The 19,288-nt window shown below is 55.4% G+C and carries 19 protein-coding genes; 2 read left to right on the forward strand and 17 right to left on the reverse strand.

Translation table 11 applies throughout. The features are described 5' to 3' along the window. Window positions 1-27: 27 nt before the first annotated feature. Window positions 28-921, forward strand: a complete 894-nt coding sequence (folD, locus tag C7964_RS03595) for a bifunctional methylenetetrahydrofolate dehydrogenase/methenyltetrahydrofolate cyclohydrolase FolD (protein WP_110278268.1) — start codon at window positions 28-30, stop codon at window positions 919-921. Here folD and pdeM read toward each other — a convergent pair. The 14 genes from pdeM to C7964_RS03670 all read right to left on the reverse strand — a co-directional run bounded on the left by pdeM (window position 918) and on the right by C7964_RS03670 (window position 16,495). Next, window positions 918-1,559, reverse strand: a complete 642-nt coding sequence (gene pdeM / locus C7964_RS03600) for a ligase-associated DNA damage response endonuclease PdeM (RefSeq protein ID WP_076661048.1) — start codon at window positions 1,557-1,559, stop codon at window positions 918-920. The two genes, folD and pdeM, sit on opposite strands and share 4 nt — an antisense overlap. Before the next feature lie 38 nt (window positions 1,560-1,597). After that, complete coding sequence (locus C7964_RS03605; RefSeq protein ID WP_110278269.1) at window positions 1,598-4,003, reverse strand: ligase-associated DNA damage response DEXH box helicase; 2,406 nt, start codon at window positions 4,001-4,003, stop codon at window positions 1,598-1,600. Window positions 4,004-4,106: 103 nt separating this feature from the next. Further along, a complete protein-coding gene (locus C7964_RS03610; protein ID WP_110278270.1) occupies window positions 4,107-5,417 on the reverse strand; it encodes a DUF8689 domain-containing protein in 1,311 nt (436 codons plus the stop codon). A gap of 124 nt (window positions 5,418-5,541) precedes the next feature. Continuing rightward, on the reverse strand, window positions 5,542-6,027 hold the full coding sequence (locus C7964_RS03615) for a prepilin peptidase (RefSeq protein ID WP_110278271.1): 486 nt from the start codon (window positions 6,025-6,027) through the stop codon (window positions 5,542-5,544). 12 nt (window positions 6,028-6,039) lie between these two features. Beyond that, window positions 6,040-6,894, reverse strand: coding sequence for a tetratricopeptide repeat protein (locus tag C7964_RS03620; RefSeq protein WP_110278272.1), 855 nt, complete (start codon window positions 6,892-6,894; stop codon window positions 6,040-6,042). 27 nt (window positions 6,895-6,921) lie between these two features. Continuing rightward, a complete protein-coding gene (locus tag C7964_RS03625) occupies window positions 6,922-7,485 on the reverse strand; it encodes a tetratricopeptide repeat protein (protein ID WP_110278273.1) in 564 nt (187 codons plus the stop codon). Between the two features lie 6 nt (window positions 7,486-7,491). Beyond that, a complete protein-coding gene (locus tag C7964_RS03630) occupies window positions 7,492-8,463 on the reverse strand; it encodes a type II secretion system F family protein (protein WP_110278274.1) in 972 nt (323 codons plus the stop codon). A 10-nt stretch (window positions 8,464-8,473) separates the two neighbouring features. Further along, entirely contained in the window at window positions 8,474-9,439 is a 966-nt protein-coding gene (locus tag C7964_RS03635) for a type II secretion system F family protein (protein ID WP_110278275.1), read from the reverse strand. A 5-nt stretch (window positions 9,440-9,444) separates the two neighbouring features. Continuing rightward, window positions 9,445-10,905, reverse strand: a complete 1,461-nt coding sequence (locus tag C7964_RS03640) for a TadA family conjugal transfer-associated ATPase (RefSeq protein ID WP_110278276.1) — start codon at window positions 10,903-10,905, stop codon at window positions 9,445-9,447. A gap of 11 nt (window positions 10,906-10,916) precedes the next feature. Continuing rightward, window positions 10,917-12,161 (reverse strand): CpaE/TadZ family protein, encoded by a 1,245-nt coding sequence (locus tag C7964_RS03645; RefSeq protein WP_110278277.1) that lies wholly within the window; start codon window positions 12,159-12,161, stop codon window positions 10,917-10,919. Window positions 12,162-12,417: 256 nt separating this feature from the next. Continuing rightward, the gene (locus C7964_RS03650; RefSeq protein WP_110278278.1) at window positions 12,418-13,062 is read right to left on the reverse strand and encodes an OmpA family protein; all 645 of its coding nucleotides are present in this window, start codon (window positions 13,060-13,062) and stop codon (window positions 12,418-12,420) included. Window positions 13,063-13,077: 15 nt separating this feature from the next. Then, entirely contained in the window at window positions 13,078-14,508 is a 1,431-nt protein-coding gene (locus C7964_RS03655) for a type II and III secretion system protein family protein (protein ID WP_110278279.1), read from the reverse strand. 224 nt (window positions 14,509-14,732) lie between these two features. Further along, window positions 14,733-15,569, reverse strand: coding sequence for a Flp pilus assembly protein CpaB (cpaB, locus tag C7964_RS03660; RefSeq protein ID WP_110278280.1), 837 nt, complete (start codon window positions 15,567-15,569; stop codon window positions 14,733-14,735). A 740-nt stretch (window positions 15,570-16,309) separates the two neighbouring features. Then, entirely contained in the window at window positions 16,310-16,495 is a 186-nt protein-coding gene (locus tag C7964_RS03670) for a hypothetical protein (RefSeq protein WP_110278282.1), read from the reverse strand. Between the two features lie 353 nt (window positions 16,496-16,848). Between C7964_RS03670 and C7964_RS03675 the strand changes: the two genes are divergently transcribed. Continuing rightward, a complete protein-coding gene (locus tag C7964_RS03675) occupies window positions 16,849-17,685 on the forward strand; it encodes a lytic transglycosylase domain-containing protein (protein ID WP_110278283.1) in 837 nt (278 codons plus the stop codon). Here the strand turns inward: C7964_RS03675 and C7964_RS03680 are convergent. The 3 genes from C7964_RS03680 to C7964_RS03690 are packed head-to-tail and all read right to left on the reverse strand — an operon-like array spanning window position 17,682 to window position 19,285. Further along, window positions 17,682-17,972: a GNAT family N-acetyltransferase gene (locus C7964_RS03680; protein ID WP_286163739.1), complete on the reverse strand. Its 291-nt coding sequence runs from the start codon at window positions 17,970-17,972 to the stop codon at window positions 17,682-17,684. The two genes, C7964_RS03675 and C7964_RS03680, sit on opposite strands and share 4 nt — an antisense overlap. Further along, on the reverse strand, window positions 17,965-18,588 hold the full coding sequence (locus C7964_RS03685) for a 3-oxoacid CoA-transferase subunit B (protein ID WP_110278284.1): 624 nt from the start codon (window positions 18,586-18,588) through the stop codon (window positions 17,965-17,967). The genes C7964_RS03680 and C7964_RS03685 overlap by 8 nt, the downstream gene beginning before the upstream one ends. Before the next feature lies 1 nt (window position 18,589). Next, window positions 18,590-19,285, reverse strand: a complete 696-nt coding sequence (locus C7964_RS03690; protein ID WP_055687447.1) for a CoA transferase subunit A — start codon at window positions 19,283-19,285, stop codon at window positions 18,590-18,592. Between the last annotated feature and the right edge of the window lie 3 nt (window positions 19,286-19,288).

Below are 19,288 nucleotides of genomic sequence, written 5' to 3' on the forward strand. Positions count from 1 at the left end.
CTATCCGACCAACAAAGAGAAGACGTAATGACAGCAACAGTAATTGACGGAAAAGCCTTTGCCGCAAAGGTCCGCGGGCAAGTCGCCGACGGTGTGGCCAAGCTGAAGGCCGATCATGGCATCACCCCCGGTCTGGCTGTTGTTCTGGTGGGCGAGGACCCTGCCAGCCAGGTCTATGTCCGGTCAAAGGGCAAGATGACCGTCGAGGTCGGGATGGCGTCTTTCGAGCACCGGTTGGATGCAGACACCTCCGAGGCGGATTTGCTGGCGCTGATTGCGCAGTTGAACGATGATCCTGCTGTGCATGGTATTCTGGTGCAACTTCCGCTGCCCAAGCATCTCAACAGCGATCTGGTGATTAACAGCATTGATCCGGCCAAGGACGTTGATGGCTTCCATATCTCGAACGTGGGCTTGTTGGGTACGGGGCAGAAAAGCATGGTGCCGTGTACGCCTTTGGGCAGTTTGATGATGCTGCGCGATCATCATGGGTCCTTGTCGGGGATGAATGCCGTTGTGATCGGCCGCTCGAATATCGTGGGCAAACCGATGGCGCAGCTTTTGTTGAATGACAGTTGCACCGTCACAATCGCCCATAGCCGGACCAAGGATTTGCCCGATGTCGTGCGACGGGCCGATATTGTAGTGGCCGCTGTGGGGCGTCCGCAGATGGTCACGGGCGACTGGATCAAACCGGGTGCCACAGTGATTGATGTGGGCATCAACCGGATCGATAAGCCCGAAGGCGGCACCCGTCTGGTGGGGGATGCGGATTACGACAGTTGCGCCGCCGTCGCCGGTGCAATTACCCCCGTGCCTGGTGGCGTGGGGCCGATGACGATTGCCTGTCTGCTGGCCAATACGCTGACCGCCTGTTGCCGCGCCAACGGGTTGGCCGAGCCGGAGGGTCTGACCGCTTAAACGGGCACAGGTATGGCTTTGTGCCCTGTCATGATCGCGATGATCTGTCCGCTAAAGAGTTTGCGCAAGTCTGCGGCTTGGCTGGAGAGCCCGCCCGTATAGGCGCCATAGGCGGGCATGATCAGCCTGTGCGCATCATAAAGGAACGCCGGCCTGCTGCGCCCTGCAACGCGGTGTTTGGGGTGATAGTGACCTGACACCTCGGCTGTTTCCGCCGTAGCTATATGGCGGAAGATGAGTGTGCCAATAGTCATTTGCGACCGATGTGTTCCGCCAAGGTCAACCGGACCCGGATCGTGATTTCCCTCGATCCACACCCATGATTTGCCTGCCTGCAAACGTGTCAGCCAAAGCCGCGCATCCTCATCAAGGCTGTTGGCGGCATCAAGGTCGTCGAAGCTGTCTCCGAGGCAGATCACCTGTCGGGGTTGGGTCGTGGTGATATCGGTTTCCAGCTTTTGCAGGGTCTCCTGCACCTCATAAGGGGGCAACATCACGCCGCTGCGCCGCGCGATCCGTTCGGATTTACCAAGATGCAGGTCAGAGACGCAAAGTACTGCGTGTTCAGGCAAATACAGCGCACCCGAGGGCAGGGCGCAGCATCGGGTTCCGCAAAAATCAAAGTTATATGCGTTCATGCTCTGTTCTTGGGGTAAGTCCTACGCGAGTTCAAGCGTCAAAGCGATGACACGCCAGCGGCAGCCATCAGTCGGGCGGCCTCTTCCTCCATCAGGCGTTCCCGGCCCGCGCCCGCAACGGCGATCCGCCCCTGTTCAAGGAACATGGGTAGGGAAAGCGGGGTCACGCGGTCAAGGTTCAGGTGGTCGATGCGACCTGCGGTGCGTGTCAGCATTTCTTCGATCCGGCCAAAATCGACCAGCCCGCGCATGGCCTCTTCGCGGGTGATGCGCAGCATGAGGTGATCGGGATCGTATTTGGACAGGGTGTCATAGAGAATATCGGAGGAAAACGTGGCCTGTCGCCCGCTCTTGCGGGCTTGGGGCAGGTTGCGTTCAATCAGACCGGCAATCGTGGCCGCACCACGGAATGTGCGTTTCATCACCGCATTGCCAGACAACCACGTTTCAAAATCCGCGCGCATATTGTCGGGTTGCAGCAAGGGGGTCGGGTCCGTGACAGGATCAAGGCCCCAGATCAGTGTGGCATAGTCCGTTGCGACAAAACCCATGGGATGCAGGTTCAACTCTTCCATGCGCTGCGTGACAAGCATGCCAAGGGTCTGCATCGCGTTACGACCCGCGAAACCATAGACGCACAGATGGTGGCGGCCTTCGTGCGGGAAGCTTTCCACCAGAATACGGTCCGCCTCGGGCAGTTTTGAGAATTTACGCTGCAGGCCAAGCCATTCAGCGGTATGTGCGGGCAGTTCGGGCCAGTCGGCTTGGTCGAACATGCGCAAAATACGCTGCGAGAGCTGCGTAGAGTTGGCGAATTTCGTGCCCATGAAGGTGGCGATTTTCGGCGTTTTATCAGCGCGGCGCGATACCTCGACTGTCATTTCCTTCAGGTTCTCGTAGCGGACAACTTGTCCGCCGATAAGGAAAGTATCACCGGGGGTCAGGGTGGCAGCGAAAGCCTCTTCGACCTCGCCCAAGGGTTTGTAATTGCCCTTCATGCGCACCTTGAGGGTATCTGTGTCCTGAATGGTTCCGATGTTCATGCGGATACGTTGCGCCGCCCGCGGGTCGCGCAACTGCCAGCGTCCGTCTGCGGTTTGGAGCAGGCGTTTCCATTTGTCATAGGCGCGCAGGGCATAGCCGCCGGTGGCGCAGAAATCGAGACAGTCATCAAAGGCTGCGCGCGACAGATCACGGTAGGCGCCGACAGTCCTGATTTCGCGGTAAAGCGCATCTGCGTCGAAAGGTCCGGCGCAAGCGGTGATCAGGATATGTTGGCACAGCACGTCGCGGGGGCCGCCACCTTTGGGGTCACCGTCAAGGTCATGGGCTTTGACAGCCTCAAGTGCGGCGATGCATTCGACCACTTCAAAGCGGTTGGCAGGGACCAAAAGCGCCTTGGAGGGGGCGTTATAGCGGTGGTTGGCGCGGCCGATACGTTGCACCAGCCGTTTGACGTTCTTGGGCGCGCCGACCTGTATCACCAGATCCACATCGCCCCAGTCGATCCCCAGATCGAGCGAGCCTGTGCAGACAATGGCGCGCAACTGCCCTGCGACCATCGCTGCCTCAACCCGTTCGCGTTGTTCGCGGGCAAGACTGCCGTGGTGGATGCCGATGGGCAGGTCGTCGGTATTGGCAAGCCAGAGGTTGTGAAAGAAAATCTCGGCCTGGGCGCGGGTGTTGTGAAAGATCAGCGTCGTTTTGTGTTTCTTGACCTCTTCGAGCACGGCAGGGATCGCATATTTCGCGCCGCCGCCGGACCATGGTGGTCTCTCTTGCGTGACCAGCATCGCGATATCCGGATCAGGGCCGGGATCGGCGTTGATGATGTCGCAAGGATCGGGGTGGCGGGTAAGTTGGCGCGCGATGGCGGCCGGATCTTCCACTGTTGCGGAAAGGCCTACCCGCCGCAGGTCAGGGGCAAGGGTTTGCAGGCGGCTGAGGGCGAGCATGAGTTGATCGCCACGTTTGCTCTCGGCCAGTGCATGGATCTCATCGACGATAATGCGCTGCAGGCCTTTGAAGATGCGCGGCGCGTCCTCATAGCTTGTCAGCAGGGCGAGAGATTCGGGCGTCGTCAGCAGGATATGGGGCGGGTCGGCGCGTTGGCGGCGTTTTTGGGTGTAAGTGGTATCGCCTGTGCGGTCCTCAATCCGGATGGGCAGACCCATTTCTTCGACAGGGCGGCGCAGGTTCCGTTTGATGTCAGCGGCAAGTGCTTTGAGCGGGGAGACGTAGAGGGTGTGTAGGCCTTCGTGCCTGCCGTCTGCCAGTTCGATCAGGGAGGGCAGGAATCCGGCCAGTGTCTTGCCGCCACCCGTGGGTGCGATCAGCATCAAGGCAGGGCTTGCCGCCTGATCAAGCATGGCCTGTTGATGCGGGTGGATGGTCCAGCCGCGGGAGGTGAACCAATCTTGGAAAATGGGGGGCAGGGCGGTCATGCTGCTAAGGTGACGTGCAGGGACGGTGCGTCAAGACGCACCTTACGTTTTGAACGCCAAGCAATGAAGAAGGCCCCCATGAGGGGGCCAATTCCGGGAAATGCTAGTGAACGATATCTTCTTCTTTCACGAACATGTTGGCCCATGCGCGGTCAATCAGCTCGGGTGACATCTGGTAAGGAATGCCCTCGAACTCGCAGATCGAGATCATCTGGTCGATCAGGAAGATCGGCTGATAGTTCGCGTAGACGTTGTCGATTTCCGGATAGCGGACGTTCAGCAGATGCACGAGCGTATCCTCGTCCAGTGGCATCTTGCGCTTGCGTGCGACCATCGCAAAAATCTTGAGGAAGTCTTCCTGATTTGGGCCGTCAATCTTGATCTTGTAGAAAATACGGCGGAGGGCCGCTTTATCGAAGATCGCGTTGGGGTGGAAGTTGGTCGAGAACACAACGAGCGTATCGAAGGGCACTTCGAACTTTTCACCTGATTGCAGCGCAAGAATGTCCTTGTTTTCTTCCAGCGGAACAATCCAGCGGTTCACGAGCGTCTGCGGTGGTTCGGCCTGACGGCCAAGGTCGTCCACGATAAAGATGCCGCCGGTTGATTTCAGCTGCAAAGGCGCCTGATAGGTCCGCGCGGTCGGGTTATAGACAAGGTCGAGCATCGACAGCGACAATTCACCACCGGTAATCACGGTGGGGCGTTCGCAACGCACATAGCGGGTGTCAAAGCGGCCAGACGTGCGGCGCAGGCTGTTGGGATCATCCACGTCGTCTTCAGCCGCGCTGTGGACGATCGGGTCATAAACGGTGATGACCTGACCGGAATATTCGATCGCGCGAGGCACATAGATTTTATCGCCCAATGCGTCACGGATACCGTTCGAGATCGAGGACTTACCGTTACCGGGTGGCCCGTACATCAGGATCGAACGACCGGCACTGACTGCCGGACCGAGGTTGGACAACAGGTCTTCCGGCAGAACAAGGTGCCCCATAGCCGTCTGCAACTGGTCGCGGGTCAACTGGATGTTGCGGATTGACTGGCGTTGGATCTGCTGGCGATAGATATCAAGGGGCACAGGCATCGCGCCGTAGTACTCTGACTGGCCAAGCGCATCGAGTGCGCGCGCACGGCCTGCGTCGGTCAGTTGATAGCCCATTTCGTTGCCGCTATTGGCGTTCAGTGTACCAGTCGCTTCCAGCAGCAACTGGCCCCGTGCCATGTCAACCAGTTCCTGCGTAACAGGAATCGGCAGGCAAATGGCGCGGCTGATCGTCGATACCAGATCGAGGTTCATGCGGAACATCGTCTTGATCAAGATGTCGCGCATCATGGCCATTGGCAAAAGCATGGCTTCGAGGCTGCGCGGCGCCGGAGGCGCCATTACACCGTTTGTTTGCACATTCATGTCAGGTCCCGCCCATCAAAATCACATCCTGGCCGCAGACTCAGCGGCAGTTGCCGTCGAGTGTAGTGGAAACTATGGCAAAATAGTGGATAAACATGTGCCTGTCCAAGGCATTGACCGAGTTTCAGAGATAAACTGCGGCGAGCACAAGATATAGTACAAGCGTCATGCTTAACGGGAAGCCCTTCGGGAAATACCGACCGGCATTCCAGCTCTTCCACCCAGCCACAGGCCGTTTGAGCGGTGTCAGGCGAAACAATGTGTGCACGACCAATGCCCCCAGGAGGCTGGCTGCGAAAACACGTAAGATCACGTCGATATCGGACATGACAAAGAAGGGGGCCATTGCTGCGATCAGTTTGGCGTCCCCGCCGCCCATAACACGCAAGGCCCAAAGCGCCATACAGACCACCAGTGCGACTGGAAAGTGTAGCCATTGCCACAGATACATTTCCCATCCAAAGGCAAAAGGCCCGAGCACCGCGTAGACGACAAGCATGACAGCCACCGTTCTATTGGTGATCTTCATGTCACGCATGTCGTTCCATGAAATGAACAATGCCAGCGGAATGACGGCCGGAAGGAACCAGTAGGCGGCGTAGGCAGTCATTCCTGATTGTGCCTAGTTGCCAGTATTGTTTTCAAGAGCTTCCAGTGCGCGGACAGCTTCCTCGAAATATTGGGGATGCGTATTGATCGCGTCATTCAACAGCGATTTGCCGATTGTGATGTCGTTTTGCTTGATCGCGGCAAGTGCCATTGTGTGCATCAACTGGGCGCGCTCGATCTGGGTCATCGGAATGACAGGGATCGCGTAGTTCCGCTGTGCACCACGGGCCAACACGAGGTTGTTCTTGGCGGTGAACATATTGCTGTTGAAACGCAATGCATCACCAAAAAGACGCTCGGCGGCGGCATAATCGCCCCGTGTCAGCTTGGAGAAACCCCAGTTGTTGTAAACTGTCGCAGGGCGTGTCGTTAGCCCCACTGCTGTCTCATAAAAACTGTCTGCCTTCTCCCATTGCTGGCGGCTATCTGCGACCATTGCCTCAAGCCGGTAACGCTGGAATGTCTCATAAGTCGGGGGCACGGTATTGAGCGTCGCCGCCGCTTCGTCCCACTGATTTGCACGGATGAATGCATCGGCCAGTTCAACGCGGTCGGTGTTCGTCGCATCTTCGTTTGCGACAACAGCCTGCCATGCTGTGATGGCCTCTGTCGGTCGCTTGGCGCGGATCAGTGACTTTGCCAAGCCGCGCTGCAGGTCGATCCGCCCGGGGTCATTGGCGTTGGCGTTGGCAAAATAGCGCACGGCCTCATCGGGGTCACCGACTGTCAGCATTACATCGTTGAGGTTGGTTTCGTCGACAACGTTAATATCTTGCATGGCACGCTCGACTTGTGCCTCGCCGGATTGATCACAAGCGGACAACCCGACGGTTGCCGCAAAAAGCGTCAGTATAATTGGGTGGCGCATTTTTCTGCGTCCTCTTGCTGCTCTTGCCTATAGTGGTTCCGACATCAATACAAAATCACCTGCACCGCGCCGGATCAGATTAAAGTTCTGATATTCTTGTTCCTCAGTATTGATCGGATTTTCCAATTTTGCGAGTGCTAAGCGCAAATTGTCGCGGATTTCGTCCGAATTTCCGTTATCCGCGGCAAATGCGCGACGGAAAACCTCGCTTGCCTCACTGACATTCCCCCTTTCCATCAAGATGACGCCAAGATTGTTCCAGGCGGGGGGGAATGTCGGATCTTCTTCAACAGCACGGCGCAACCATCGTTCGGCCTGTCCCAAGCGCCCCAGATTAAGGTTGGCCGAACCGATGGCGGACATCGTATCGACATTGAGACCCTGCTGTGCGGCGGCGCGGTTATAGGCTTTGAGGGCCAATTCATATTCACCTGCCGCCATCAGGCGGTGGCCAACGATCAGGCCGTCTGCACTTTCACCACGGGCCACACCGGGCGCAAATACGCCATCCGGAGAACGATTAAGGCCGCCTGTCGCGCAGGCGGCCAAAGATAGCATGACGAGGCCAATACCAAGCGGCCGTAGCTTCATGGCGGGCTAGCCTCCCAGGTTTACGGCGATCGCATAGATTGACGGGCCAATCAGCATTGCCATCAGTGGCGGCACGGTCAGCATCATGGTTGCCAAGGTCATTTTCGTTGGCAGCTTGTTCGCTTTCTCCTCAGCGCGCATCACGCGTTTGTCGCGCATCTCTGCGGAATAGACCCGCAGCGCGTCAGCGATGGAGGTACCAAATTGCGAGGATTGCACGAGCACAGTGACAAAGCTGGCAATATCCGGAACACCACAGCGATCGGACATGTCCTTGAGAACAGTGTTCTTGTCCTTACCGGCTTTGGATTCTTGGCTTACGATCTCGAACTCATCAGCGAGATCAGGAAAGCCGGACTTCAGTTCGCGTGCAACGCGGATGATGGACTGGTCCAAGGATTGGCCTGCTTCAACGCAGACGAGCATCATGTCAAGACTGTCAGGGAAAGCGTTCGTGATTGCCTCCTGACGCATTTGTTGGCGACGTGTCACCCAGTATTTTGGCAAGACGTAACCAAAACCGCCTGGGATCAAGATCCACATCGCAAGTTGCTGTGTCGTGGCCTCGACACCTGTTGTCATCTGGAAGAGCGTATAGGCGCCACCGCACAGAAGGCCAAAGATACCCAAGGCGAATTGCAGAAAGTTGTAAATCCGCACCGAGTTTTTACTGCGATAACCGGCCTGCAGCAACTTCAGCTTAACTGCGGAGTATTCATCAGCGTTCTGCGGCTCGAGGAAGTTGGCATATTTCTCGAGTTTGTCTTTACCAGAGGCCGAGCGTAACTGCTTGCCCTTACCCTTTTTCCCAGCTTCGGGTGACGTACTTGCCGCCTTGATCCGGTCAAGCGGGTCAACTTCGCGCTTCAGCAAGACGGGCAGTGTCACCAGAATAAGAAACACGCCCAGCAAGCCGACAATCATCAATGGACCATATGGCCCCAGCATGTCGGTGATCAGTGTTTGGATATCTTCCATCTGCAGCCCCTTAGACCTTAATGTTGACCAAGGCCCGCATCACAATGAGGTTCACCACGAGGAATGCAACCACTATCAGAACAGCGGGAATGAAAAGCGGACTTGTCATGACTTCATCATAATAGTCGGGTTTGACAAGATTGATACCGAGCAGTGCCACAACCGGAAAAGCGGAAAGCAAATTACCAGACCATTTCGCCTCAGCAGTGATCGCAGCAACGCGGCGGAAAAGACGGAAGCGTGCCCGGATCACCTTGGCCAGACCATCCAAAATCTCGGCAAGGTTACCGCCGGACGTCTGCTGGATTGTTACAGCAACCGCAAGAAAGCGCATGTCCTGATTGTCGAGCCGTTCTGCCATTGCCTTGAGCGTTTCGCCCATATCACGACCATATGCGGCCTCGTCTGAAATCATGCCCATTTCAGTGCCCAGGGGGTCTGGTACTTCGCGTGCAACGATTGCGACGGCGGATGAGAACGGGTGCCCCACACGCAGCGAACGCACCATCAGTTCCACAGCTTCCGGCAGCTGCTCTGCAAGCATGTTCATACGCTTGTTAGCCTTGCTGTTCACCCATACGTACACGCTACCGATCCCCATCAGGACCGCAACCAGTGCACGGATCGGGACGCCAACGTCTGTCATGACAGTTAAAAGGGCAAAGGAAACGCCGCTCAGCACAACCATCATCAGCATCAACTGAACCGGTGTGAATGCGATATTGGCTTTTTGTGCGCGATCAGCCAGCAAAGAGTATACGGGAATACTCTGCGACTTCATGTGCTGAGTCATTTCCTTGCGGAGTTGATCCAGAACCTGTTCGCGGCTTCCACCTTTGTCGAGCATATCCAGACGACGGTTGACCTTGCCGTCCATACTTATCGACTTGCCAAAAATGACAAGGTAGGCACCCTGAACAAGCGCCAGAACGGCGACAAAAATCAGAACATAGATAAGTGGTTCGACTGAAATCATGTCGTTTACTCCGCGACCATCGGTTCAAAGATGGCAGGTGGAAGATCATAACCCCAAAGCTTGAAGCGCTCGGAGAAGTGGCTGCGGACACCGGTCGCTGTGAAGTGACCGATAATTTTGTTGTCTGGTGTCAGACCAACGCGCTGATACCGGAAGATTTCCTGCATCGAGATAACATCGCCTTCCATACCGGTGATTTCGGTGATGGACGTCATCCGCCGTGAACCATCCTGCAAGCGGGATGCCTGCACGATCAAGTTCACAGCCGAAGAAATCTGGCTGCGCATCGCTTTGATCGGCATCTCGATACCGGCCATCGCGATCATGTTTTCCAGACGCGATACACCATCGCGCGCGCTGTTGGCGTGGATCGTGGTCATGGATCCGTCGTGGCCGGTGTTCATGGCCTGCAACATGTCGATAACTTCTTCACCACGCGTCTCACCTACGATGATGCGGTCAGGACGCATCCGCAGGGCGTTTTTGAGACAGTCACGCTGGGAAACGCCGCCTTTTCCTTCAACGTTCGGTGGGCGGCTTTCCATCCGGCCAACGTGGGTCTGTTGCAGCTGAAGTTCCGCTGTATCCTCGATTGTCAGGATGCGTTCGGCGTCGTCGATAAAGCCGGAAAGCGCGTTCAGCGTTGTGGTTTTACCCGAACCTGTACCACCGGAAACGATAATATTGAGGCGGGTGGACACCGCGGCCTGAAGGTAGGCTGCCATCTCCTCGGTAAAAGCGCCGAATTTGACAAGCTCTTCGATGCCAAGCTTGTCTTTCTTGAACTTACGAATGGAAACAAGCGATCCGTCCACTGCAATAGGTGGAACCATCGCGTTGAAACGCGAACCGTCGGCGAGACGGGCGTCAACATATGGGTTGGATTCATCGACGCGCCGGCCAACAGCAGACACGATCTTGTCGATAATCCGCAACAGGTGTCGTTCGTCCTTGAAGGTAATGTCCGTTAGTTCCAGACGTCCGTCACGTTCCACAAAGATCTGTTGCGGGCCGTTGACCAGAATATCGTTCACCGTCTCGTCTTTGAGCAGCGTTTCCAGCGGACCAAGGCCGGTCACCTCGAAGAAGAGATCCTGGCTCAAGGTCTGGCGCTCTTCGCGGTTCAGGACGATCCCCATATCCTCGAGGGTCTCGTTGGCGATCGCGTTGATTTCTGTGCGCAACTCCTGCTCGGAGGCAGTTTCAAGCGCGGCAAGGTTCAGGTTGTCCAGCAGGGCCTTGTGAAGCTCCAGTTTGATTTCACCCAAACGCTCCTTTCGGCGTTTTTCCTTGTCCATTGGTGCCACTTCACCCGGACGCCGTGCCTGGGTCGTCTTGTGAAGGGGCTTACGTCCGTCATCGGCCTTCGCTACAGGCACAGCTGCAACGTCAACTTTGGAAGGGGCGGTCGGTGTGACCGTGGCAGCATCTTTTGGTAGGGTTGGCTTTTTATATTTTGAAAACATAGCGTTACCTCTCAAGCATTCGCTTCGGCTGTATCTGCTTGGTTGACATCATGGATCGATTTCGCGAGCTTCATAATCTCTTTGCGCAGGGCATTCTTTGGGACGGTTTCTGCCATCGGCGCGCCGTGGTCTGCCGCTTGCATGACCGGTTTGCCGCCATCAGGCAGTTGGACCTCGATAGAAATGCCAAGATTGTCGGAAAGGCGCTTCACGCGGCTTTTACCGTTCATATCGGCAAATCCGGGCGCGCGGTTCAGCAAAAATCGGATCTTTTCGAACGGCAAATCTTCAGACTGCAACGCACGCTTGAGACGTAGCGTATTTTGCGCCGAACGCATGTCAAGCTCAATCATCGCGAAATACACATGAGCCAATTCGAGAACGGTCTGGGACCATTCAACCATCGTCGAAGGCATATCAATGATGACATAGTCGAAGTTGCTGGCGGCCATCTGGATCACGCGTTTGATGTCGTCCGGCGTGATCATGTCGAGCGGAATCATGTCCATCGGCGCTGTCAGTACATGCAGCTTATCGCCATAGGTCAGCGTGGCCTGCATGAAGGTTTCCGCATCCATTGTTGCTGTGTCGGTCAGCAGTTCAAGGACAGTTTCGCGACGGGGCAGGTCAAGATATGTGGAAGCAGAGCCGAACTGAAAGTCGAGGTCGAGAAGGCAGACTTTTGGCGGGTCCTTCTTGTCAATGTTCGACAGTTCCCAGGCGAGATTTACAGCCAGCATAGTGGCACCGGTCCCGCCTGCGAGACCATGGATGGGGATGATAACCCCCGATCGGTCACCACTTACCTGGAACCCTTTTTCACCGCTTTGCGGTGCGGGTGTTTCCTGCTTGGTCAGTACACGTTCGATTGCGCGCGCCAATTCATTTTCAGGAAGAGGGTAGGGGACAAATTCGTCACCGCCTTCGCGCAAAAGCTGGTGCAGCGCGGTCGGGCTGACATCTTCTGCGATAAGGATCACTTTGACAGATGCGGCTTTAGCGGATGCTATGACCTCGGAGATGGTTGAAAGGTTGTCTTCGTCCTCGGCATCCATCGCGAGTGTGACAAACTGAAGACCGCGTGCCTCCGGCTGGCCTAGAAATGCGATGGCATCCTCAAAACTGAGGTCACCCCATGCATCGCCCAATGCCGCTTCCATATCTTCGATCAGGAGATCAAAATTCTGCACGTCACGACTGATCGTGCACGCCACGATTTGTGGCGGATCACTCTGGACAACCGGGCTTGTACTCATCTTCTTGATGTCCCCATCACTTTAATTTCACTCAAAATCACCAGCCAGTAGTAAGACTCACCTACCATACCGGCCAGGTTTGCCTAAACCATGGCTATAAAACCAACTTCTGGTCCAATCATTACTGGGAAATTTGTCGATAATAGGACCAAATCAGCTCGACTGTGCAGATATTTGCGACGATTTGCAATTCTTTGGTCAAATGTTGACGCCGGATCAAGAATCCGGCGTCAACGAAGCGCGAAAGCGCATATTTTTAGAGGCCGTCTGTCGCAGTCTCGGTTGCCGGAACAGCACTTGCAACATATTCGCGGAAAATAACGGCAGCGTATTTGCCGTTCAGAAGCATTGGATCGTTTTCAACGAATCCTGTCACCTCTGTGACCGTGCGACGGTTACGACGCTCGCGGCCCTCGGTCACAACAAGCGGCTGTGTTTCACCGAAGGATACGACGGCTTCCAGCCGACTGCGGTCAATCCCTTGCGTCGCCAGGAACGACACGACGGTTTGTGCGCGGCGCAAGCCAAGCGAGCGGTTATAGCTCTGGCTGCCAACAAGGTCAGTGTGGCCGTAGACTTTGAAGCGGACCTCAGGGAACTGGCGGATCCAGTCTGCCTGTCTCATCAGTGTTGCACGCGCATCGGCGTCCAGAACTGTCGAGTTGAAGGCAAAGTTTACCGTTGTGTTCACATCGGCTGCAAAACGACGCGCAAGATTGATCGTGTAATCCTGTGCACCTGTCTGAACCAGACGGTTGTTCATTGTGGCTTCGCCAAAATCACCAGAGTCGATCGTTGACCCTGCCTCAGTAAAGAACGAAGCAGCTGCGATTTGCCTGTCAGCGGAAGAGCAGGCGCCCAGTGTTGCGGCCGCGATGGCTGCTGTAATCATATATTTCATCGACTTACGCTCCAATCATTCGTCAAGGACATAGCCGTAGGACCCGCTAAAGTCCTGGCGTGCCACTTCGCCTGCGCCACCTGATGATGGACCACCCGTCCGGGCCACCTGGCCGAAGAGGAAGAGCCCTTGCTCGGTGGGTGGGCGCACACGATCCGTTGGCAAGGCCAACGCTTCGCCCCGTGTCGGTGACACAAGGTGTGGCGTCACAATAATCACCAGCTCTGTCTGGCGACGCGAGAATTCAGCGCTTCTGAACAGCGCACCAAGGACAGGGATATCCCCGACCCATGGAACCTGACCGTTCAAGTCGTTGAAGTCATCCGAGAGCAGCCCGGCGATTGCAAAGCTTTCGCCATCACGCATCTCAACTGTGGTCGATGTTTCACGACGGCTAAAAGCATCGACAGAGAAGCCGTTTGCCTGGAAGCCGCTGGAAGGGTCAATCGCCGATACTGCGGCGCTGAGTTCCAGATTGATGATGTCGCCATCAATCACGCGTGGAATAAAGCTTAGCTCGACACCGAACGGCTTATATTCAACCGAGATTGTTCCACCGTCATTCGAAGATGGTACAGGGTATTCGCCACCGGCGAGGAACGTCGCCTCCTGACCGCTGAGCGCCGTCAGGTTTGGCTCTGCCAAAGACCGCACAACACCCCGTGTTTCCAGAGCTTCAAGCAAGATACCCACTTCGAGGCTACCCGCACCGAAGCCAAAGACAAACGCGCCGTTGTTGGAGTTTGACGCTGGGACGGTGTTTGCGAGAGCACCGTTAATCGCGGCTTGGCCAACTGTGCGGTTTGTACCACCAGTGATGCTGACATCGTCACCGAATCCAAGACCGGACAGTGAAAGTGAAGAAGACAGCGCTTTGCTGACAGATCGCTGCATTTCTGCAAAACGCACCTTCAACATCACTTGCTGTGTGCCGCCGACGGTCATCAGGTTTGACACACGCTCGGGTGCGTAGCGCTCTGCAAGATCCAGTGCGCGATCAAGTCGTGCGATCGAGCTTACTGTACCGGACAGAACGATCCCGTCATTTGCTGTGCGGACCTCGATGTTTTCGCCCGGCAAAATTTGCGTCAAACGCTCTTTGAACTCTGCCATGTCAGGTGAAACATGCACTTCGACGTTCGTAATCAGACGCCCGTTCTCACCCAGAAGGGTTAGGGTCGTGCGGCCGGGCTCTTTGCCCAGAACGTAGATTGTGCGGTCCGACAATGACGAGATATCCGCAATGCCCGGGTTCGCAATCGAAAGTTCGGTGAAGGGCACATCGCTCTCCACAACAACGGCCCGACTCATCGGAACGCTCAGTGCGCTGGACGCCGCGCCGCGCAGAACGCGCAACGTTTCGGCCGGTGCAATAGTTGGTGCTGCCGCAGTTAGCGACAACGTCAAGCCAGCAATAGCTGCCTTTAAGAATTTGTCATATTTCATAAGTGACCTGCCTCTCCGATCACGCCTCGTTATAACGGGTCTTCCCGCCCATGATGCGCTGACCATGAGCCACAACCATATTTATTGCAATAATCAAGGTGTTGGAGGGCGGAGCGAATGTGGGTTAAACGCAACACTTGCTAGGCCGTGTGTATGTTCTTGCGCCCCACACAAGATTTAGCGGGGCGTAAGAAAGATATCGTCAATTCAGTGAAGTGGCCAGTTCAGTTGGCGCATTCGACCTCAACCTGAATACGTTCGGTCCCGTTGCGCTGGGTGACAAAGCAGCGTTCTTCCTCGACAATCTCAGGCTCCGGTTCACGCACCTCTTCCACAATGCCCAGAACATCGCGGATGTTGGTTTCAATCGTTGTGTCACCGGGCGCAAGGTCGTTACGCCCCACTGGGGTCAGTGAAAGCGTTCCTGCTGCCTGCAACACTTGCAGATCTGCAAAGTCTTCTTGCGATACCTGAAGAATAACGCCGGTGCCTCTGCCGCGAGCATCCGTCTCACCCATTGCAATAATTTCAAGTCTGCTTTTCACCAAGCGCGATATTCTTTGTCCGCGATCCACGCTACCAACCCAATACAGGTCAATTCGATCAGATGTTCTGAGATCGCCTGCAAATGCTTGAGTCATGTTATTGGGCAATGGAAAGGCCCGCATGCCAGGATCTAGTAGTGCGGTAATGCCTTGCGGCGCCCCGGCCTCTGTGACTTTGGCGTTTAAAATTGGTTCGTTCGCCTGCATCGGAATACGGACAACGCGCGGCACTGTCGGACCCTCTGGGAAAAGCTCTTCCTCAGTTTCAAACACGCCATCGGGCAAATAATCGCGCGCATACTTTATGATCTGGACATCATCTATAGTCAGCAAATCACCATAAGTGAGCGACCGGGAGGGTGCGTAGATATCTACAGTCCGAATCGCAGTTGCAGACCGCTGGCGTTCTCGCTCCAATTGGGATGCTTGCGTTTCCATATACTGGTTCACCATATATACAGCGAAACCGGCAAGCCCCATCCCAATCAACAGAACTAATCCAAAAACAGCACGCATATCTTCACCTCTAGTTTCCGGGCCATCATCATGGATGGCGCACCCAATCTCGTTTTGCCGCCGCAGATTACGCTTTTGAAGTAACCTAAGAGCATGTTCATATTATGTCGCCAGGCTGTTACCGTAGCAGACATTGCATGGCCGGAAAATACAAGAGAGTGAGGTTACCACAATGTGCGTTTGTGATGCATGAGCGAAACTCATGCGTGCTATGGTCTGCCTGACGTGTGATTGATCGGACTTGTTTCCGCAGGTCAATCAGTCTAGGAAAGCATACCACGCTGCTGGTTAAAATTACTTCTATTATTATGCTGCATTAATTTGCGGAAGGTGGTCATCGAAAAACCGACCAGTGGCCGCCTGACGTTAATCGCAGGCAAGATTGACGCATTGTTCTCGCATGAACGACGCCGAGTCATTGGCAAGATCTTCAGCGCTGCCGCTGAATGCTGTTACAACGGTAAGGCCCATCAAGCAAATAGCGGCCGTAAGCACAACAAAATCTACGGTGACCGCGCCATCTTCGTCGCTCAGAAAGTCTAGGTACATTTGCATAATTATTGGAAACTCCGGCTTCAAATCTGACGTAAGGCGAAGGTTGAAAACGAACCTTCTATACTAAGATTGCGATGCCATCTAATCTCAGAGCGCGGGCATTGCTAAACGTACACTACAGCTCTGGAGTGAAGTTGCGCCAAAGCGGCGCAGGCGCAACTTCCTTAATTCAACGAAGACCGGAATTATCCGCCGTTGCGCTGTTGGCCGTCCAACGTTTCTTCGATATCGTTTGCGAGGTCCTGAGCGCCAGAGCTGATTGCCGCGCCGACTGCCAGGCCCAGAACAACGATTGCAGCTGTCAGAACAACGAAGTCAACTGTTACAGCGCCGTCTTCGTCGCTGCGGAAGTTTTTGATAAAGTTAAGCATAGTGATCCCTCCTCAGGGTATTTGCAGATTAAGTTTCGTTCCGCGTCGGCATCTGGTTTACTGGTAAAGCTAACGCGAGCACCGGTTTGGATGAGTAGATATAGCCATTTGAATGGGGCAGCACTTTGGCATCAATCAGTTTTTTTCGCCACAGACCGGAAAATTTGCCGGGGAATTTGTAAGTGACTGTTTTTAAATGAAAGAAAAATTCATCTTTCGTTCATCTTCGCAGAAGTCCGTTGCTACAAAGCCGCCAATTCTGTTTGAATCCAGTTTATTGTTCCCAAAGCTCTAGCTTTTTGGCTGCTTTCTGCCATCTTTATATGAACAAAAAGCCTCGAGCAGGTTCAAAAATGAGTCGTAAATTAACGAGCGTAGCACTTATCAGTGCGATTCTCGCATCAACCCCTGTGGTCGCCGAGGTCGAGCGCCTGTTGCCGGACTTCACCTTCAAGCGTGTGCCGGTTCCCAGCGCGGGTTCTACAAACCGGATCACCGTTCAGATTGATCCAAACGCGCCACGTCTGGGCCCGGTTTATGCTGACCCCGCGCCAGAGCCTGTTGCGGCTGCCGGTGCGGTTGCGTTGCCGCAGCCATCGGGGCTTGAATGGTTCTGGACCACGGTTCCTACGGACATTGCTGCGCAGGGAGCGGTGCGGTTCCAAAAGGCAATCGCGCAACTTAACAATCCTCCAGCGGGGCAGGGTGTGCCCTCGCCGCGACTGCAATCACTGCAGAATATCGCCTCGGCGCATGGACGTAGTATCCTGACCGAGACTGTCGGCACCTCTGTGTCGCCTGCATTGGTCCTTGCGGTCATCTCGGTCGAAAGTGCGGGACGCACTGACGCTGTGAGTTCAGCCGGCGCAACCGGTCTGATGCAGCTTATGCCAGATACAGCAACGCGGTTTGGTGTGGATGACAGTACGGATGCCGCACAAAACATCAAAGGTGGCGTGGCTTATCTTGAGTGGTTGCTCGACCACTTTGAGAATGACGCTTTGCTGGCACTTTCGGGTTATAACGCCGGGGAAGGCAACGTGCGCCGGTATGATGGTGTGCCTCCATTCTCGGAAACGCGGGCCTATGTGCCCAAGGTGCTGGCGGCCTGGCAGGTTGCCAAGGGCCTTTGCCAAACGCCCCCCGAACTCATCACCGATGCCTGCGTGTTCAATGTGAACGGTATCTAGACCGAAAACACATCTGACCATTCCGGGTGCTTGCGGCGCTCTGCATTTACAAAAGGACAAAGCGGCAGGATCTGGAAGCCTTTGCCGCGCGCATCTGCAATCATCTCGCGCAGCATCATAAGGCCAACACCTTCCCCTTCGTGACCACTCGCCACCTGCGTGTGATCGGCAGAGACCTTTTGGGGCGACACCACAGAATAGGTCAGTTCACTTTCTCCCGATCGGTGCACAATAGAATAGCGGCCTTTGCGACCATTCTCTTCGTGCATGACAGAGAGATCAGACAATCGCCGCCTCGGTTGCGGCGCGCAGTTCTTCTTCTGTTACACCATCGGCAGTTTCGACAATGCGCAAACCACCCTCGACTACATCCAGCACGCCGAGGTTGGTGATGATGCGGTCGACAACACCTTTACCGGTCAATGGCAGGGTGCATTCCTTGAGGACTTTGCTTTCGCCATGCTTGTTTGTGTGATCCATCACCACAACGACACGCCCAACGCCCGCGACCAGATCCATTGCCCCGCCCATGCCCTTCACCAGCTTGCCGGGGATCATCCAGTTTGCCAGATCACCGTTCTCGGCAACTTCCATCGCACCTAGGATCGCCATCGCGATCTTGCCGCCACGGATCATGCCAAAGGATTGCGCACTGTCAAAATAGGCCGTCTGTGGGAGTTCGGTGATCGTTTGCTTGCCCGCATTGATCAGGTCTGCGTCCTCGGTGCCTTCGATCGGGAAAGGCCCCATGCCCAGCATCCCGTTTTCGGACTGCAAGGTCACTTCGATCCCTTCAGGGATGTAGTTAGAAACCAGCGTCGGGATGCCAATCCCGAGGTTCACATACCAGCCGTCCTGCAGTTCCTGTGCGGCGCGCGCGGCCATCTGATTACGGTCCCACATGTTATGCGCTCCTCACTGTGCGTTGCTCGATCCGCTTTTCGTGATCCCCTTGGATCAAACGGTGTACATAGATGCCGGGCAAATGGATGCTATCGGGATCAAGGCTCCCTGTCGGGACGATTTCTTCCACCTCGACCACACAGACCTTGCCGCACATCGCCGCGGGCGGGTTGAAATTGCGTGCTGTCTTGCGGAACACAAGGTTGCCGGTTGCATCGGCTTTCCATGCTTTGACAATCGCAAGATCGGCAAAGATGCCTTCTTCCAGGATATAGGTCTCGCCGTTGAAATCCTTATGTTCTTTTCCCTCGGCAATCACGGTGCCAACGCCGGTTTTGGTATAAAAGCCGGGGATGCCGCAGCCGCCTGCGCGCATGCGCTCGGCCAATGTGCCTTGGGGGTTGAACTCCAGTTCAAGCTCGCCCGACAGATACTGCCGCATGAATTCGGCGTTTTCACCGACATATGAGCTGATCATCTTTTTGACCTGACGGGTTTGGAGCAAAATGCCGATCCCGAAGTCATCAACGCCTGCATTGTTCGACGCGAAAGTCAGGTCCTTCGTGCCTGCATCGCGGATTGCACTCAGCAAAAGTTCGGGGATGCCGCAAAGGCCAAAACCGCCGGCGGCGATAAACATGCCATCGTGCAAAAGCCCATCAAGAGCAGCGGCCGCGTTAGGGTAGATCTTTTTCATTGA

The organism is Loktanella sp. PT4BL (assembly GCF_003201935.1).
GTDB lineage: Bacteria > Pseudomonadota > Alphaproteobacteria > Rhodobacterales > Rhodobacteraceae > Yoonia.

Bases quoted from the DNA above. Each gene is read 5' to 3' on its own strand.
- folD (WP_110278268.1), top strand. From the start codon at position 28: ATGACAGCAACAGTAATTGACGGAAAAGCCTTTGCCGCAAAGGTCCGC.
- pdeM (WP_076661048.1), bottom strand. From the start codon at position 1,559: ATGAACGCATATAACTTTGATTTTTGCGGAACCCGATGCTGCGCCCTG.
- C7964_RS03605 (WP_110278269.1), bottom strand. From the start codon at position 4,003: ATGACCGCCCTGCCCCCCATTTTCCAAGATTGGTTCACCTCCCGCGGC.
- C7964_RS03610 (WP_110278270.1), bottom strand. From the start codon at position 5,417: ATGAATGTGCAAACAAACGGTGTAATGGCGCCTCCGGCGCCGCGCAGC.
- C7964_RS03615 (WP_110278271.1), bottom strand. From the start codon at position 6,027: ATGACTGCCTACGCCGCCTACTGGTTCCTTCCGGCCGTCATTCCGCTG.
- C7964_RS03620 (WP_110278272.1), bottom strand. From the start codon at position 6,894: ATGCGCCACCCAATTATACTGACGCTTTTTGCGGCAACCGTCGGGTTG.
- C7964_RS03625 (WP_110278273.1), bottom strand. From the start codon at position 7,485: ATGAAGCTACGGCCGCTTGGTATTGGCCTCGTCATGCTATCTTTGGCC.
- C7964_RS03630 (WP_110278274.1), bottom strand. From the start codon at position 8,463: ATGGAAGATATCCAAACACTGATCACCGACATGCTGGGGCCATATGGT.
- C7964_RS03635 (WP_110278275.1), bottom strand. From the start codon at position 9,439: ATGATTTCAGTCGAACCACTTATCTATGTTCTGATTTTTGTCGCCGTT.
- C7964_RS03640 (WP_110278276.1), bottom strand. From the start codon at position 10,905: ATGTTTTCAAAATATAAAAAGCCAACCCTACCAAAAGATGCTGCCACG.
- C7964_RS03645 (WP_110278277.1), bottom strand. From the start codon at position 12,161: ATGAGTACAAGCCCGGTTGTCCAGAGTGATCCGCCACAAATCGTGGCG.
- C7964_RS03650 (WP_110278278.1), bottom strand. From the start codon at position 13,062: ATGAAATATATGATTACAGCAGCCATCGCGGCCGCAACACTGGGCGCC.
- C7964_RS03655 (WP_110278279.1), bottom strand. From the start codon at position 14,508: ATGAAATATGACAAATTCTTAAAGGCAGCTATTGCTGGCTTGACGTTG.
- cpaB (WP_110278280.1), bottom strand. From the start codon at position 15,569: ATGCGTGCTGTTTTTGGATTAGTTCTGTTGATTGGGATGGGGCTTGCC.
- C7964_RS03670 (WP_110278282.1), bottom strand. From the start codon at position 16,495: ATGCTTAACTTTATCAAAAACTTCCGCAGCGACGAAGACGGCGCTGTA.
- C7964_RS03675 (WP_110278283.1), top strand. From the start codon at position 16,849: ATGAGTCGTAAATTAACGAGCGTAGCACTTATCAGTGCGATTCTCGCA.
- C7964_RS03685 (WP_110278284.1), bottom strand. From the start codon at position 18,588: ATGTGGGACCGTAATCAGATGGCCGCGCGCGCCGCACAGGAACTGCAG.
- C7964_RS03690 (WP_055687447.1), bottom strand. From the start codon at position 19,285: ATGAAAAAGATCTACCCTAACGCGGCCGCTGCTCTTGATGGGCTTTTG.